The 13,977-nt window shown below is 70.1% G+C and carries 14 protein-coding genes; 8 read left to right on the top strand and 6 right to left on the bottom strand.

Annotation, left to right across the window (positions count from 1 at the left end; genetic code table 11):
* Nucleotides 1-34 precede the first annotated feature (34 nt).
* Nucleotides 35-1,375: a nicotinate phosphoribosyltransferase gene (locus HD592_RS08645; RefSeq protein ID WP_184453384.1), complete on the bottom strand. Its 1,341-nt coding sequence runs from the start codon at nt 1,373-1,375 to the stop codon at nt 35-37.
* A gap of 81 nt (nt 1,376-1,456) precedes the next feature.
* On the opposite strand from HD592_RS08645, the gene clpS reads away from it, so the two are divergent.
* The 4 genes from clpS to HD592_RS08625 are packed head-to-tail and all read left to right on the top strand — an operon-like array spanning nt 1,457 to nt 3,968.
* Nucleotides 1,457-1,744 (top strand): ATP-dependent Clp protease adapter ClpS, encoded by a 288-nt coding sequence (gene clpS, locus HD592_RS08640; RefSeq protein ID WP_184453382.1) that lies wholly within the window; start codon nt 1,457-1,459, stop codon nt 1,742-1,744.
* On the top strand, nt 1,741-2,316 hold the full coding sequence (locus HD592_RS08635) for a DUF2017 family protein (protein WP_184453380.1): 576 nt from the start codon (nt 1,741-1,743) through the stop codon (nt 2,314-2,316). The genes clpS and HD592_RS08635 overlap by 4 nt, the downstream gene beginning before the upstream one ends.
* Before the next feature lie 9 nt (nt 2,317-2,325).
* A complete protein-coding gene (gene murI, locus HD592_RS08630) occupies nt 2,326-3,162 on the top strand; it encodes a glutamate racemase (protein ID WP_184453378.1) in 837 nt (278 codons plus the stop codon).
* A complete protein-coding gene (locus HD592_RS08625) occupies nt 3,159-3,968 on the top strand; it encodes an MBL fold metallo-hydrolase (protein ID WP_184453376.1) in 810 nt (269 codons plus the stop codon). Before murI ends, HD592_RS08625 begins: the two co-directional genes overlap by 4 nt.
* Nucleotides 3,969-4,041: 73 nt before the next feature.
* Here the strand turns inward: HD592_RS08625 and HD592_RS08620 are convergent, their stop codons facing one another.
* Nucleotides 4,042-4,962: a LysR family transcriptional regulator gene (locus tag HD592_RS08620; RefSeq protein WP_184453374.1), complete on the bottom strand. Its 921-nt coding sequence runs from the start codon at nt 4,960-4,962 to the stop codon at nt 4,042-4,044.
* Between the two features lie 138 nt (nt 4,963-5,100).
* On the opposite strand from HD592_RS08620, the gene HD592_RS08615 reads away from it, so the two are divergent.
* A complete protein-coding gene (locus tag HD592_RS08615) occupies nt 5,101-5,229 on the top strand; it encodes a histidine kinase (RefSeq protein ID WP_184453372.1) in 129 nt (42 codons plus the stop codon).
* Nucleotides 5,230-5,321: 92 nt separating this feature from the next.
* Here the strand turns inward: HD592_RS08615 and rdgB are convergent, their stop codons facing one another.
* Together rdgB and rph are read right to left on the bottom strand one after the other, a co-directional pair.
* Nucleotides 5,322-6,005, bottom strand: a complete 684-nt coding sequence (gene rdgB, locus HD592_RS08610; RefSeq protein ID WP_184453370.1) for an RdgB/HAM1 family non-canonical purine NTP pyrophosphatase — start codon at nt 6,003-6,005, stop codon at nt 5,322-5,324.
* A complete protein-coding gene (gene rph / locus HD592_RS08605; protein ID WP_184453368.1) occupies nt 6,002-6,772 on the bottom strand; it encodes a ribonuclease PH in 771 nt (256 codons plus the stop codon). Before rph ends, rdgB begins: the two co-directional genes overlap by 4 nt.
* A 36-nt stretch (nt 6,773-6,808) precedes the next feature.
* Between rph and nudC the strand changes: the two genes are divergently transcribed.
* Complete coding sequence (nudC, locus tag HD592_RS08600; protein WP_184453366.1) at nt 6,809-7,840, top strand: NAD(+) diphosphatase; 1,032 nt, start codon at nt 6,809-6,811, stop codon at nt 7,838-7,840.
* Between the two features lie 45 nt (nt 7,841-7,885).
* The gene (locus tag HD592_RS08595) at nt 7,886-9,904 is read left to right on the top strand and encodes an ATP-dependent helicase (protein ID WP_184453364.1); all 2,019 of its coding nucleotides are present in this window, start codon (nt 7,886-7,888) and stop codon (nt 9,902-9,904) included.
* A 22-nt stretch (nt 9,905-9,926) separates the two neighbouring features.
* Here the strand turns inward: HD592_RS08595 and HD592_RS08590 are convergent, their stop codons facing one another.
* Together HD592_RS08590 and HD592_RS08585 are read right to left on the bottom strand one after the other, a co-directional pair.
* Nucleotides 9,927-10,934 carry a hypothetical protein gene (locus HD592_RS08590; RefSeq protein WP_184453362.1) on the bottom strand — a complete coding sequence of 336 codons (1,008 nt, stop codon included), beginning with the start codon at nt 10,932-10,934 and terminating at the stop codon, nt 9,927-9,929.
* Between the two features lie 56 nt (nt 10,935-10,990).
* A complete protein-coding gene (locus tag HD592_RS08585) occupies nt 10,991-12,544 on the bottom strand; it encodes a zinc-dependent metalloprotease (RefSeq protein ID WP_184453360.1) in 1,554 nt (517 codons plus the stop codon).
* Nucleotides 12,545-12,674: 130 nt separating this feature from the next.
* Here HD592_RS08585 and HD592_RS08580 point away from each other — a divergent pair, with 130 nt between their 5' ends.
* Entirely contained in the window at nt 12,675-13,955 is a 1,281-nt protein-coding gene (locus HD592_RS08580; protein ID WP_343058778.1) for a YlbL family protein, read from the top strand.
* Nucleotides 13,956-13,977: the final 22 nt, after the last annotated feature.

The following is a 13,977-nucleotide window of genomic DNA, read 5'->3' as shown; positions in this document are numbered from 1 at the left end:
CGCCCTCGTCACCGGAGTCACGAGGGCGGGCGGCTCAGGCCTCGATGTAGCGGGTCGGGATCGCCGTCTCGCCTTCGGAGAGCCTCCACGCCTGGTAGGGCAGCTCGTTGCGGGTCCGCACGTGGTGGGCCTGCGCCTTCTCCAGGGCCCCGTCCTTCCACAGCTCGGATCGGATCTCGCCCTTCGTGATGAGCGGGATCTGCAAGCGGCGCGCGCCGAGCTCGTCGAGCTTGGCCTCAGCGGCTTCGCGGGAGGAGGCGACGACGAGGATCTCCTCAGCGGCGTAGCCCTCCTCGTCGAGCACGCGGCCCGCGAGCTTGCGCCCGCCGACGGTCGACTTCGACTCGGACTTCTTCGCGACCGGCTTCATGACGCCGTCGTCGCCCTCGCGCGCGACGAGCTTGTAGACGAGAGCCGCAGTGGGCACGCCCGACCCGGTGACGAGTTTCGTGCCGACGCCGTAGGAGTCGATGGGGGCGGCGCCGAGGGCGGCGATCGCGTACTCGTCCAGGTCGTTCGTCACCGTGATCTTCGTGGTGGTGGCGCCGAGGGCGTCGAGCTGTCCGCGGACCTTGAAGGCCTGTGCGACGAGGTCGCCGGAGTCGATGCGGACCGCGCCGAGCTCACCGCCGGCTGCGCGCGCCGCCTCGACGGCGTTGACGACTCCCTGCGGGATGTCGTAGGTGTCGACGAGGAGGGTCGTTCCCGGTCCGAGAAGGGCGATCTGCGCGTCGAAGGCCTCGCGTTCGGAATCGTGCAGGAGAGTGAAGGAGTGCGCGGCCGTGCCGATGGCCCTGATGTTGTAGCGCTTCGCCGCCTCGAGGTCGGAGGTCCCCGCGAAACCGCCGATGATGGCGGCGCGCGCAGCGGAAACGGCGGCGCGCTCATGGGCGCGCCGCGCGCCCATGTCCATGCAGGGGCGGCCGTGCGCGGCGATGGTCATGCGGGACGCGGCGGAGGCGATCGCGCAGTCGTGGTTGAGGATCGACAGCAGGAGGGTTTCGAGGATCGTGCATTCGGCGAAGGTGCCCTCGACGGTGAGCAGGGGCGAGCCGGGGAAGTAGCACTCGCCTTCGGCGTAGCCCATCATGTCGCCGGAGAAGCGGAACTCCTTGAGGTAGTCGAGGGTCTCATCCGAGACGATGCCCCGCGCGTGGAGGAAGTCGATCTGCTCGGGCTCGAACTCGAAGCGCTCGAGGGCCTCGAGGATCCGGCCCGTTCCGGCGACCACGCCGAAGCGCCGCGTCGCGGGGAGCCTGCGCCCGAAGACCTCGAAGACGGAGGGGCGCATCGCGGTGCCCGTCTTCAAAGCGGCGTCGATCATCGTGAGCTCGTACATGTCCGTCAGCAAAGACGTGGAAACCGAAGATGGCATAGGGCGAGGGTACCGCGATCCGGGTGCGGGTAGAGAGCCGAAACCTCAGCGATTCGACGAATCCTTGCATAGTGTGGAGCCATGCCGAGCACGACAGCCCTTCCTCAAGGCGCGACATCGACGCGATCGACGCCGATCCCGTCGTGGCGCACCGTCGTCTGGGACGATCCGGTGAATCTCATGGATTACGTGACGGGCGTCTTCATCAGGCATTTCGGCTATTCGGAGCCGAAGGCGCGGGCGCTGATGATGGAGGTCCACACCCGCGGCCGGGCGGTGGTGTCGATCGGGATGCGCGAGCGCATGGAGGCCGACGTGGTCGCCATGCACGGCTACGGCCTGAAGGCGACCCTGGAGGCGGTCTCGTGATCGGAGCGTTCCGCTTCGAGGACGGCGCCTACCGGGCGAGACTCGAACCCCCCTATTCGACTCTCATCGCACGGCTCATGCGCGAGATCCTCGTGGTCTTGGACGAACCGGGGGAACTGGGGAGTTTCATTCAGGCGGCGACGCAGTTGGAGACGGAACGACCGGCTCCCGAGGAGTGCGCACTGGGGCATCTGCTCCCCGCGATGAGCGAGGACCCGGAGGACGCTTCGGGCTTGCGGGCCCTGACGGAGGACTTCCTCCGGGCGGAGAAGTCCTCGCGCTTGCGGGTCGTCGGCGGGCAGATCGAGCGGGCGGCGCTCCACGGGGGAGTCGAGGTCGAAGTCGCGCCCGACGAGGTGTGGGAATGGCTGGCCGCGCTCAATGATCTTCGTCTCGGTCTCGCCGGTGAACTCGGTATTGAAACCGATGGGGACGTCGAGCGCATCGAGGCTCTCGCCTGCGCGGATCCGGATGGGAGTCGCGAGCAGCCGGCCGCTGCGATCTACTCGGTGCTCACCTGGTGGCAGGATTCACTCATCGCGGCCCTGAACTCTTCGGAGGCATCGAACTAGGGTCGAAGCATGGACAACGCGCCGATTGGCATCTTCGACTCCGGCCTGGGGGGCCTGACCGTTGCGCGCGCCATCATCGACAAACTCCCCGACGAGGAGATCTGCTACCTGGGGGACACGGCGCACACGCCCTACGGCTCCCGTCCGATCGCCCAGGCGCGCCGCTTCACCCTGGAATGCTTGGACGCCCTCGCCTCGCGCGGCGTCAAGGCCCTGGTGATCGCCTGCAACACGGCGACGGCGGCCGCCATTTCGGATGCGCGTGAACGCTACTGGATCGACGCTCGGATCCCCGTCATCGAGGTGATCACGCCCGCGGCCCGCAGGGCGGTCGCGACGACTAGGAATCGGCGCGTCGGCGTGATCGGCACAGAGGCGACGATCCAGTCGGAGGCGTACCGCCATGCGCTCGCGGCCGTTCCCGGTTTGACGGTGGTCGAGCAGGCCTGCCCGCAGTTCGTCGAATTCGTCGAGCGCGGCGTGACGACGGGCCCGGAGCTGGAGGCCGTCGCGCGCGAGTACTTCGAGCCCCTCAAGGCCGCGGAGATCGACACCCTGGTCCTGGGCTGCACGCATTACCCCCTGCTCACGGGGGTGATCGGCCGCGTCATGGGCGATTCGGTCTCCCTGGTGACCTCGTCCGAGGCGACCGCGAACGCGACCTACAACGAATTGGTCGATCGCGGTCTTTTGCACGAGCCCTGGGCCGAGGGCCGGGCTCCTTCGCACCGCTTCCTCACCACCGGTGCGGGCGAGTCCTTCCCGCGCCTCGCCCGCCGCTTCCTGGGCCCCGAGGTGGCGCGCGTCGATGAGATCGCGATCGATTCGACGGAGACGGGCGCATGAGGCTGACGATTATCGGTTCGACGGGGTCGATGTCGGGTCCGGCGTCTCCGGCCTCGTGCTATCTCGTCCAATCCGAGGGCGCGGATCCGCAGACGGGCGGGATGCGGACGTGGAACGTCGCGCTGGAGCTCGGGCCGGGATCCTTCGGGGCGCTGTGGCGCCACATCGATCCGCGCGACCTGGATGCGGTGGTCCTGTCGCACACGCATGCCGATCACATGGGGGACATCATCTCCTTGCAGGTCCATCGGCGCTGGGGCCCCGGAGCGGACCTGGGGCCGCTGCTCCTCGCGGGTCCGGTCGGCACGGTGGAGCGCATCCGCCAGATCGATGGCACGCGCCTCCCCGATGACTACTCGGGCGAGTTCACGATCCTCACGGTGCGGGCGGGCACCCCCTACCGGGTCGGTCCGATGACCTTCACGCCCTTCCCCGGCGTTCACACGATCGAGTCCTTCGGCACGCGCATCGAGGGTCCCGCCGAGGGGGATCCCGATTCGCGGGTTTCGCTGTTCTTCACGGGGGACACCGATGAGGCCCCGGCGATCCTCGAGGGCGCTCGCGGCGTCGATCTGCTGCTCTCCGAGGTGGGCTTCACCCAGGCCGATGAGGTCCGCGGGATTCACATGGACGGGGTCCGGGCCGGGCGGCTCGCGCGCGAGGCGTCGGTCGGGCGCCTGGTCGCCACGCACATCCAGCCCTGGACCGACAGGGAGGTCGTCGAGAGGGAACTGCGCTCCGAGTGGTCGGGGCCGCTCGATTTCGCCGATGCGGACAGGGTTTTCGCCCTCGGCCCCCGGTCCTAGGGGCGACTGGCCTGCTCGGCGGATCGCGAGGCGGGCGCGCACACCCGCCTCGTCGGCTCTTCGGCCCTGGGGCTCAGGCTTGCGCGCCGCGCCAATCGCCGTGGTGTTCGGCGACCCATGAGAACAGGCCGGTGAGGACCTGGCCGGTGGCCGTCGAAATCGCGTCCTCTCCCTTGCGGTGGCGGACGAGGATCCGCCGGTATCCGAGTCCGGGCAGCGTGGTGACGCGCATACCGTCGAGGTTGATTCCGCGCACCGCCATCGAGGGCAGGATCGTCGAGCCCTTGCCCGCGCGGACGAGGGCGTGGGCGGCTTCGTAGTTGATGTAGGAGTAGGGCACCCATTTCGGGTGGCGCAGGGCCGATGAGATGCGCTCCATGGTGTGGTACCCGATGGTCTCGGGGTGGACGCGCAGCCATTCGACATCGGCGAGGTCGCGTTCGGAGCCGACTTTGGGGGCGGATTCGGGGCTGACGAGGACCCAGGGCTCGTCGATGAAGGAGGTGTCGACGAAGCCCTTGGGCGCGATGCCGGGAGCGGTGTCGCGCTCGAGCATGAGCAGGTCGATGCGGCCGGCGCGCAGGTCCGCCATTCCTCGGGGCTCGTCGACCTCGTTGATGTGGATCTCGACTCCGGGCAGGTCGCGTTCGAGGGTGGAGGACAGGGGCAGGAGGACGTTGCGGATGACTGTCTGGAATCCGCCGATGCCGACGACGCCGGTCACCTGTCCGGTGATCGGGCGGAGGTCGCGGGCGATCTCGTTGAGGTCGTTCTCGATGCGCTCGGCGCCTTGGACGAGGATGCGGCCCGCGGGGGTGAGCATGGCGCCGGTGGGGGCGCGGTCGAGGAGGGTGAGTCCGACTTCTTCTTCCAGGCGTCTGATCTGCTGCGATACCGCTGACGGGGTGAGTCCCAGGACGTCGGCGGCGGCGACGATGCCGCCTTCTCGATGGACTGCGAGCAGGTGGGAGAGGCGTCTCGGGTCGATGCGCACGGGAACCTCCTGATATGTAGAAAAAATGAATCTGTTCTGAAGTGTACTTCGATTGGACTATATGTGCATGTCTGGCACAATAGTGGTATGGCGCACGGACTAACAGGGTCCTCGGCGCTTCGCACAAAGGGGTCCGACATGTCGACGTTCATCCGCGCTCGCCTCGTCCAGTTCCGCTCCTACGTCACCAGGTACCGTCGCCAGCAGAGGGATGAACTCCAATTCTGCATGGACCGGCCGATCTACGGGTCCCTCGTCGCCCGCTGAGAAGGACGGCGGGGCGCACCCGGCGCGAGACCGCCCGGCGCCGTCCGTGAGCATCGGGCGGCCGACGGGTTCACCCGCCCTCGTCGTCACGCCTACGCTGAAAGCTCCATCGCCTGAAGGATCGACGGAACAAGAGCCCTGAAGGCGATGCCGCGATGGCTGATCGCGTTCTTCTCATCGGGCGTCATCTCGGCGGTCGTCACCTCGAAGCCGTCGGGAACGAAGATCGGATCGTAGCCGAATCCGCCCTCGCCCCTCCGCTCGCGGATCAGGACCCCCTTCACCTCGCCGCGCTCGACGAACTCGCGCCCATCGGGGAGCACGAGGGCCGCGGCGGAGACGAAGGACGCCCGACGATTCCGATCGGGCACGTCCGACAACTGGGCGAGGAGGAGGTCGAGATTGGCCTCGTCGTCCCCGTGGCGGCCGGACCAGCGCGCGGAGAAGATCCCGGGAGCGCCCCCCAGGATCTCGACCGCCAGACCCGAATCGTCCGCAAGCGCGGGCAGACCCGTCAGCGCGACCAGGGCTCGCGCCTTGATCAGCGAGTTCTCCTCGAAGGACGCGCCGTCCTCCACGGGATCGGGCGCATCGAAATCGGACATGCGCGCAATGCCGTCGACCGCCGCGCCGCCCAGGGCCTCGGACAGGATCGCCTCGAGCTCGCTGATCTTGTGCGCGTTCGAGGTCGCGAAGACGAGGCGGGGCGCGCCCTCATCGGGCCGGGCGCCGTGGACGGAGACGGCCGGGGCGGCGGGATCCTGCGCGGCGCTCATGCCAGCCTCACCGTCTCACCGGGCTCGGCGGCGAGCGCGCGCTTCTGCAGGTCGGCGAGCTGAGCGTTCCCGATCGAAGCGAGGTCGAGCAGATCGGACAGCTCCTCGCGCGAGAAGGGCCGGTGCTCGGCGGTGCCCTGGACTTCGATGAAGGCCCCCGAACCGGTCTGTACGACGTTCATGTCGGTCATCGCGCGCACATCCTCGACGTAGGGCAGGTCGAGCATCGGCGCGCCGTCGACGACGCCGACCGAAATCGCGGACACGGAGTCGGTGAGGACGGGGGAGGAGGCCTTCGGCGTGATGAGCCCCCGCTCGACGCCCCAGTTCACTGCCTCGGCGAGGGCGACGTAGGCGCCGGTCACCGAAGCGGTGCGGGTGCCGCCGTCGGCGCGCAGGACGTCGCAGTCGAGGACGATGGTGTTCTCCCCCAGGGCGGTCACGTCGATGATCGCGCGAAGCGAACGGCCGATGAGCCGGGAGATCTCCTGAGTGCGCCCCGAGACCTTGCCCTTGACGGATTCGCGCTGGGAGCGCTCCGAGGTCGCGCGCGGGAGCATCGCGTATTCAGCGGTGACCCAGCCTTCGCCGCTGCCCTTGCGCCACCTCGGCACGCCCTCGGTGAGGGAGGCGACGCACAGGACGCGGGTCCGCCCGAACTCCACGAGGACGGAGCCCTCGCCCGTCCCGGACCACGAACGGGTGAGGGAAACGGGGCGGAGCTGGTCGAAAGCGCGCCCATCGGCGCGAAGATCACTATTCGTCATGGGGCCCAGCCTAGTCGAGGGCGTTAGCGTGGGGTCATGAGCCTTCATCTTCCCCTGGCGCGCGGGCGCCTGCTCCACATGGCCGCGCTGCGCGAGGCGGTCGATCCCGTCGCGCTCATGAGGGAGGGGACGGGCACCCTGCGAGGACTGGACGGGCGGGCCGCCGAGGAGGCGTCACGAATCCGGAGCGCCGGCGTAATCGCGGTGACCCGCGAGGGCTCCGTCTGCCTCGATCCTGCTCCGCTCGGGCCGGCCGCTGCCCCGCATCGGGCGGGCCCCGGATCCTCGCCGATCGACGAGGGCGCGCGCCTGCGCCGGATCGAGGGGGAGGATGCGGAGCGCCTGCTGGACGCGAGCGCCCTGCCCCTGCTCATCGGCGCGAACGCGAAAGGCGAGCTCCTCGTCGCCCTCGTCGCGGATGCGCCCGATCCGAGGCTCGGGCGCTGGATGCACCTGAGGCGCTGCGCGCACCTGCTCGCCGACGACGAGTCCGCTCTCGCGGTGAGCGCGACGGCCCTGGCGGCCTGGCACGCGGACTACCGCTTCTGCCCGGCCTGCGGGACGCGGACGCGCCCGATCCTGGGCGGGTGGGCGAGCGAATGCGCGGCCTGCGGCCGTCAGGAGTATCCGCGTCAGGACCCGGCGATCATCGTGGCGGTCCTCGATGAGCGGGATCGTCTGCTCCTCGCCCACAACACGGCATGGCCCCATCCGCTGGCGTCTTTGATCGCGGGCTTCGTCGAGGCCGGTGAGACGCCGGAGGCGGCCGCCCGGAGGGAAGTGCTCGAAGAGGTCGCGCTGGTGATCGACGCGCCCGTCTATCGGGCGGCGCAGCCCTGGCCCTTCCCCCGTTCGCAGATGATGGGCTACGCGGCGCGCCTTTCCCCCCATTCGCCTCTTGAACCCGCGCCCGACGGCGCGGAGATCGACTGGGCCGGGTTCTTCACGCGCGACGAGTTCGCGAAGGCCCTTCGCGGGGGCGATTTCGTGGCGCCGGGGCCCGCGTCGATCGCCCATTCGATGATCGTCGACTGGTTCGGAGGCCCCCTTCCGGCGCCCGGCCCCTGATGGGGATGAACGGAAGACGCCCGAGGGGCGTGGGATGATCGGGGTATGAATGAACGCGACCCCGAAGCGCTGCTCGACGCCCTGGACCCGGATCAGCGGGCCGTGGCACTGCAGGTGACGGGCCCGCTCGCCGTGCTCGCGGGCGCGGGAACGGGGAAGACCCGGGCGATCACCTATCGGATCGCCTACGGCACCGCGATCGGCGCCTATCCGCCCGATTCGGTGCTGGCGGTGACCTTCACGAGGCGCGCGGCCTTCGAGATGCGGCATCGGCTCGCGGGCCTGGGCGTGCCGAGGGCGCAGGCGCGGACCTTCCATTCGGCGGCCCTGCGTCAGCTGCAGCACTTCTGGCCGACGGTGATCGGCGGGCCGATGCCGTCGATCCTCGCGCACAAGGCGTCGATCGTGTCCTCGGCCGCTGCGAGGCTCGGAATCGCCGCCGATAAGACGATCGTGCGCGACCTGGCCGCGGAGGTCGAGTGGGCGAAGGTGTCACTGGTCGATTCGGAGCATTACGCCGAGAAGGTGAAGGCCGGCCATGAGGTGCCCGCGGGTTTGAGCGCCGATGACATGGCGCGCCTCCTCGAGGTGTACGAGGACGCGAAGTCCGAGCGGGGGGTCATCGATTTCGAGGACGTGCTCGTGATCCTGTGCGGCATGCTCCAGGAGCGCTCCGATGTGGCGGCGAAGGTGCGCGCGCAGTACCGGCATTTCGTGGTCGACGAGTTCCAGGACGTGTCGGCGATCCAGCGCCGACTGCTGGACCTGTGGCTGGGGGAGCGGCACGACGTGTGCGTCGTCGGCGATGTGGCGCAGACGATCTACTCCTTCGCGGGTGCGGATCCGGCGCATCTGCTGGACTTCCCGCGGCGCCATCGGGGCGCGCGGGTCTTGGAGCTGAGGCGCGACTATCGTTCGACTCCGCAGATCGTGGCGGTGGCGAACGGATTGATGGCGCATGCGAAGGACTGCGGCGCGGTGCGCTTGCAGTCGCAGCGGCCCAGCGGCGCTGCGGTGCGTTTCACGACCTACGCCTCTGACGCCGAAGAGGCCGAGGGCGTGGCCGCGAAGGCCGAGGGCCTCATCGCCTCGGGGGTGAGACCCGATGCGATCGCGGTCCTCTTCCGGACGAACGGTCAGTCGCAGGCCTTCGAGGAGGCCTTCGCCGCGAGGGGGATCCCCGTCGCCCTGTCGGATGGCAGGCCCTTCTTCCAGCGCGAGGACGTGCGCAATGCGATGCGCGTGCTCACGACCGCTGCGAAGTTCGCCGACCCTCAGGCGCCCGCGTCCCTGGTCGAGGCCGTGACTGCGCAGTTGGAGGCCGTGGGGTGGACGCCGGAGGCCCCGACGGGCGGGGCGGCTCAGGAGCGCTGGGGGAATCTGAGGGCGATCGTGTCCTGGGCGGAGGACTCGTCCGCGAGGGATATCGCGGAGTTCGTCGCTGAAATGGAAGAACGCGCCCAATACCAGGTCGAGCCCGATAAACGGGGCGTGGAACTGACGACCCTGCACGCGGCCAAGGGCTTGGAATGGGATGCCGTCTTCCTGGTGGGCGCCGCCGAAGGGCTGCTGCCGATCTCCTACGCGAAGACTCCCGAGGCCAAGGAGGAGGAACGCCGCCTCCTGTACGTGGGCATCACGCGCGCCCGGGATGCTCTTGAGATCTCGTGGGCGAAGACGCGGGGCGCGGGCTCTAGGGGTGCGCGCAAGCGCTCCCAGCTGCTGGACGGCGTATGGCCCGACGACGCGGCATCGCCGAGGACGTCGCGCCGGGCGAGCGGGAGGGAAGCGGCCCGTGATTTCGCGGCGAGGGCTTCTGAGGAGGACCTGGCCCTCTACGAGGAACTGCGGGCCTGGCGGAGCGCCACCGCGAAGGCGGGCGGCCGCCCGCCCTTCGCGGTGTTCACCGACCAGACTCTCAGGGAGATCGTGCTGTCGCGTCCGACCGGCTTCGAGGGCCTCCTGCAGGTGAAGGGCATCGGCGAGGTGAAGGCGCGCATGTTCGGGGCTCATGTCCTGGCGATCGTCGCGGGCGAGCAGGTGGACCTGCCGGAGGCCGAGTAGGCGAGGCGCCGTCGCCTGCGGGTCAGCCCCGCCGCCGCATCCCGGCCCCGCCGTCTTCCGGCTCGCCCCTCCCGACGCCCGGGGCCCGCTTCCGTTTCATCCCCTCGGGGACGGCCCCCGCTCCCCGGCGGCTCCCGGCATCATCAGCGGGGAAGGGAGGGCCCGCGGCGCCGCAGCCGCACTGCGGGTGCGGCGCGACCTCGAGCGGGTGCGGGCGCCCGAGCGCATCGATCCGGACGATCCGCCCGCAAGACGCGAGAGCGCGCTCCCCGAGGGCGAAAGCGCGAATCATCCCGGCGGCATGAACGGCGGCCGCGTAGAGGGAGACGAGCGGGGGCTCGGGCGGGCCCCCGTCCCGGGTCGCGTAGACCTCGGCCGGGTGGAAGGGGTCGGACTCCGCTCGCCGGAGCGCCACGCAGTGGGCGCAGGCGGTGCGTCCGGGGACAGTGAGGGGACCGAGCTCGTAGCCGTCGGCGCAGGCCCTGATCGGCAGATGGGGCTGATCCTGGACGAGCAGGGAGGCGAGGGGCGCCGGGTCGCCGTGGCCTCCGCCCGCGCAGATCACCAGGTCCGGGCTGCTCAAGGAGGAGACCGTGATGCCCGTGCCGGCGACGGCCTTCGCCAGCGCGATCGGGAGCTTCATGCCCAGTGCAGCGGATCCGAGGGCGAGGTGCAGGGGCGCGGGCACCGTCCTCGGGCTCCTGGGATCGACGTGGAGGCTGAAGGTTTCGGACAGGACGCCGATCAGGGCGAGCGACAGGAGATCCGCGCCTTGAATCGCGATGCCGAGCCGGGGCCGCTCGGTTTCGAGCATGTCGTCGGCGAGGAGGCGGGCGGCGATGTCGGGGCGGAGCAGGGCGGGCGCGCCGGTTCCGCGCGGCGAGGAGGATCGAAGGGCGCGGATGAGCGCGCCGGCTTCGAGCCCGTCGAGCCCGTGCAGGGTCGTGGCGCGCGAGAGACCCGCGTTCAGGTGCAGTGCGCCCGGCCCGCGCCGCGTGGCCGTCGTTCCTTTGCGAAGTTGCGTTCCCACGCCAGAAGTATCGGGCGGCGAGGGCGGGAGCGGAGCCCTTCCACAGGCCGATCCCTTCAGGCCTTGTCGGTGCCGCCCTCGTCCTGCGGAGCATCGGCGTTCTTCGGAGCATCCGCGTCCTCCGAAGCGCCGGCGTCCTCCGAGGGATCGCGATCGGGGGCGGTCGCGTCATCGGCGTTCCCGAAACCCGCCTTGGCCAGGGTCTGCGTCTCCGGGTCGAGATCCGGGGTGACCCCGTCCGCCCAGCCCATCGTGCCTTCGAGCAGGGCTTCCAGGGCCGCGTCGATGTCCGCGTCCTGCTCCCCGGCGGCTCGGCGCATGACGAGGAAGGTGTCGGGGGAGTCGAGCTCGGCGATCGTGGGCACCATGTCGGGGTGGGACCACAGGGCGTCGCGGGCGGCGGCGTCGGAGTCGGCCTCGACGAGGGCGAAGATCTTCGCTGCGCCTCGGGCACGACGCGGGCGCATCTTCAATCCGATGAGTTCGCCGAGGACCTGTTCGGCCGGTCCCCCGGAGGCGCGCCTGCGGCGCATCATCTCGCGCAGCTGGTCGGCGTGCGGCAGGTAGGGGGCGACGGCGCGCGCGGTGACCACCTCGACCCAGCCCTCGATCAGGGCGAGGATCGTCTCGAGCCGGTCGAGGCTGCGCTGCTGCTCCGCCGTGACGCCGATGGCGAAGACCCCGCCCGAGAGGGCCGATTCGATGGACCCCGGGTCGCCCGGGTCGAAGGATCGGGCCGCCTCGGCGATGGCGTCCTCGTCGATGGCGATGCGCGCGCAATAGCTTTCGACCGCGCGGAGGAGATCGCCGTGGAGCCAGGGCACGGCCGCGAAGAGCCTGCGGTGGGCGCATTCGCGGACGGCGAGGAAGTGGAGGATCTCATCGAAGGGGATGTCGAGTCCGTCTGCGAAGGCGTCGACGTTGGAGACGACGAGTCCGGTGACCCCGCCTTCGACCAGGGGCAGGCCGACATCGGTCGAACCGAGCGCTTCGGCGGCGATGCCGGTGAGGGCGCGCGAGATCTGCGAGGCGAACATCATCGCGGAGAGCTTCGGGACGAGCTCCTGGGTGCGTCCGAGCATCTGGGCCATGCCGGGCGGCAGCGGGGCTTCGTCGGCCTCGGAGCCGAGGCGGCCGCCGAGGACCTCCCCGAGGGCGCGCGACACGTTCTGCGCGACGGGCTCAGTCATGCGCTTCCACATGGGCAGCGTCTGGTCGATCCATTCCGAGCGGGTCCACGCGCGCCGCTCGACGGGCCCGGGTTCGAAGGCGGTCGCCGTGTCGAGCCACAGGTCGGCCACCGTCATGGCGCGCTTGGCCCGTTCCGCCTGCGCGGCGGTGAGGACGGGGTCGCCGTTCCGGTAGATCGCCTGCCGGGCCGAGTCGGTGACGATGCGCCAGTCGACCGGCCCGTTCGAGGTGTTCATGAGGAACTGGAATTGGTTGAGCGCGGCGTTCAGGGCCGCCGGATCGGAGAACTGCGGGGGCAGCTTCGCAGGGTCGAAGCCCTGGGCGCGCAGAGCGCGGGCGGCCTCTTCGGCCGCTTCGTCTCCGAGCATCTTGCGGAGGAATTCGTCGAAGGGGGTGGGCTCTGGAGCGTCCTGGGTCATGTCTTGACACTACCGCCACTGCTCGGAAGGAGCGTGGTGAAAGCTGTGCGCGCGCCGAGAACTGAAGGGGACTTTCCTGGAAACGCGTGCGCGGCGCGACGCGGCGGCCGCCGCGGGCGACAATGCCAGGGTGAAAGAAGAGGAGCATGCGGTGAACGGCCTTCAAGACCCCCGGGGCGACGAGGGCGGGGCGCGCAGTCGACATGGCGGAGACGAGCGGGAGGGGCGCTGGAACGGGCGCGCTCCGGGAGGCGGCGCTGCCCTTGCCGGGCCCCTCGGCCGACGCGGGCCCTTCGGATTCGGCGCCGGGCGGATCGGCCTCCTGGCCCTGGCCCTCGTCGTCGCCCTGGTGCTGTTCATCGTGCCGATGCCCTACGTCGTCGAATCCCCCGGCCCCACCTTCGACGTGGCGGGCCAGTACCGGGGGACGGCGCTCATCGAGGTCTCGGGGACGGACCCGAAGACGGGCGGGCAGATCGAGGCCGAAGCTGCGCATGAGGCCGGAACGGGCGCGGGCGAACTGCGGATGGTGACCGTCTCGGAGTCCGGAGGGCCCGGGCGCCGCCTGAATCTGGTGCAGCTCATCTCCGCCTACTTCGATTCGACGGCAAAGATCATCCCCTATTCCCAGGCCTATCCCGATAGCGCGACGAAGGAGCAGGTGGATGCGGCGCAGTCCGTGTTGATGCGCTCCTCCCAGTCGACTGCGGAGGCGGCTGCCCTGACGCACCTCGGGTGGGAGGTCCCCGCGAAGGTGACGATCCGCGGTGCGACCGCGGGCTCTGACGCGGAGGGGAAGGTCGAGGACGGCGACGTCCTGGTCTCGGTGACCGACGCCCAGGGCGTCGAGCACCCGATCGACCGGGCCGCAACGGTCTTCGACCTCGTGAAGGCCACCCCGGTCGGCTCGGTCCTCACCGTGAACACGGAGCGGGACGGGGAGCCGATGTCGGCGAAGATCACGACCGTGTCCGGAGGGGAGGGGGCCCGGGGCTCCCGCCTGGGCGTCTACCTGGACGTCGACGTCGACCTCCCGCTTCAGATCGCCTTCAATCTCGGTGAGGTGGGAGGCCCCTCGGCGGGCATGATGTTCGCCCTCGGGATCATCGATCGACTCACGCCGGGCGACCTCATGGGCGGTCGTTCGATCGCGGGCACGGGCACGATGAGCTACGACGGCGAAGTCGGGGCGATCGGCGGCATCGTGCAGAAGATGAACGGTGCGAAGCGCGACGGCGCCGCCTTCTTCCTCGCCCCGGCCTCGAACTGCGGCGAAGTCGTGGGCAACGAGCTGCCCGGATTGCAGGTGGTGGCCGTTTCAACGCTCGACGAGGCGGTGTCGGCGGTGAAGACGATCGCCGCAGGAGACGGCGAGTCCCTTCCGACCTGCGCTTCCGCCCTCGGGAAGTGAAGCGGGGCCTTCGAGGCGGTGG

Origin of the sequence: Schaalia hyovaginalis, from assembly GCF_014208035.1 — a bacterium.
Lineage (GTDB): Bacteria > Actinomycetota > Actinomycetes > Actinomycetales > Actinomycetaceae > Pauljensenia > Pauljensenia hyovaginalis.
Note: the sequence above shows the minus strand (reverse complement) of the source record. Positions and strands in the feature narration are given on the sequence as shown.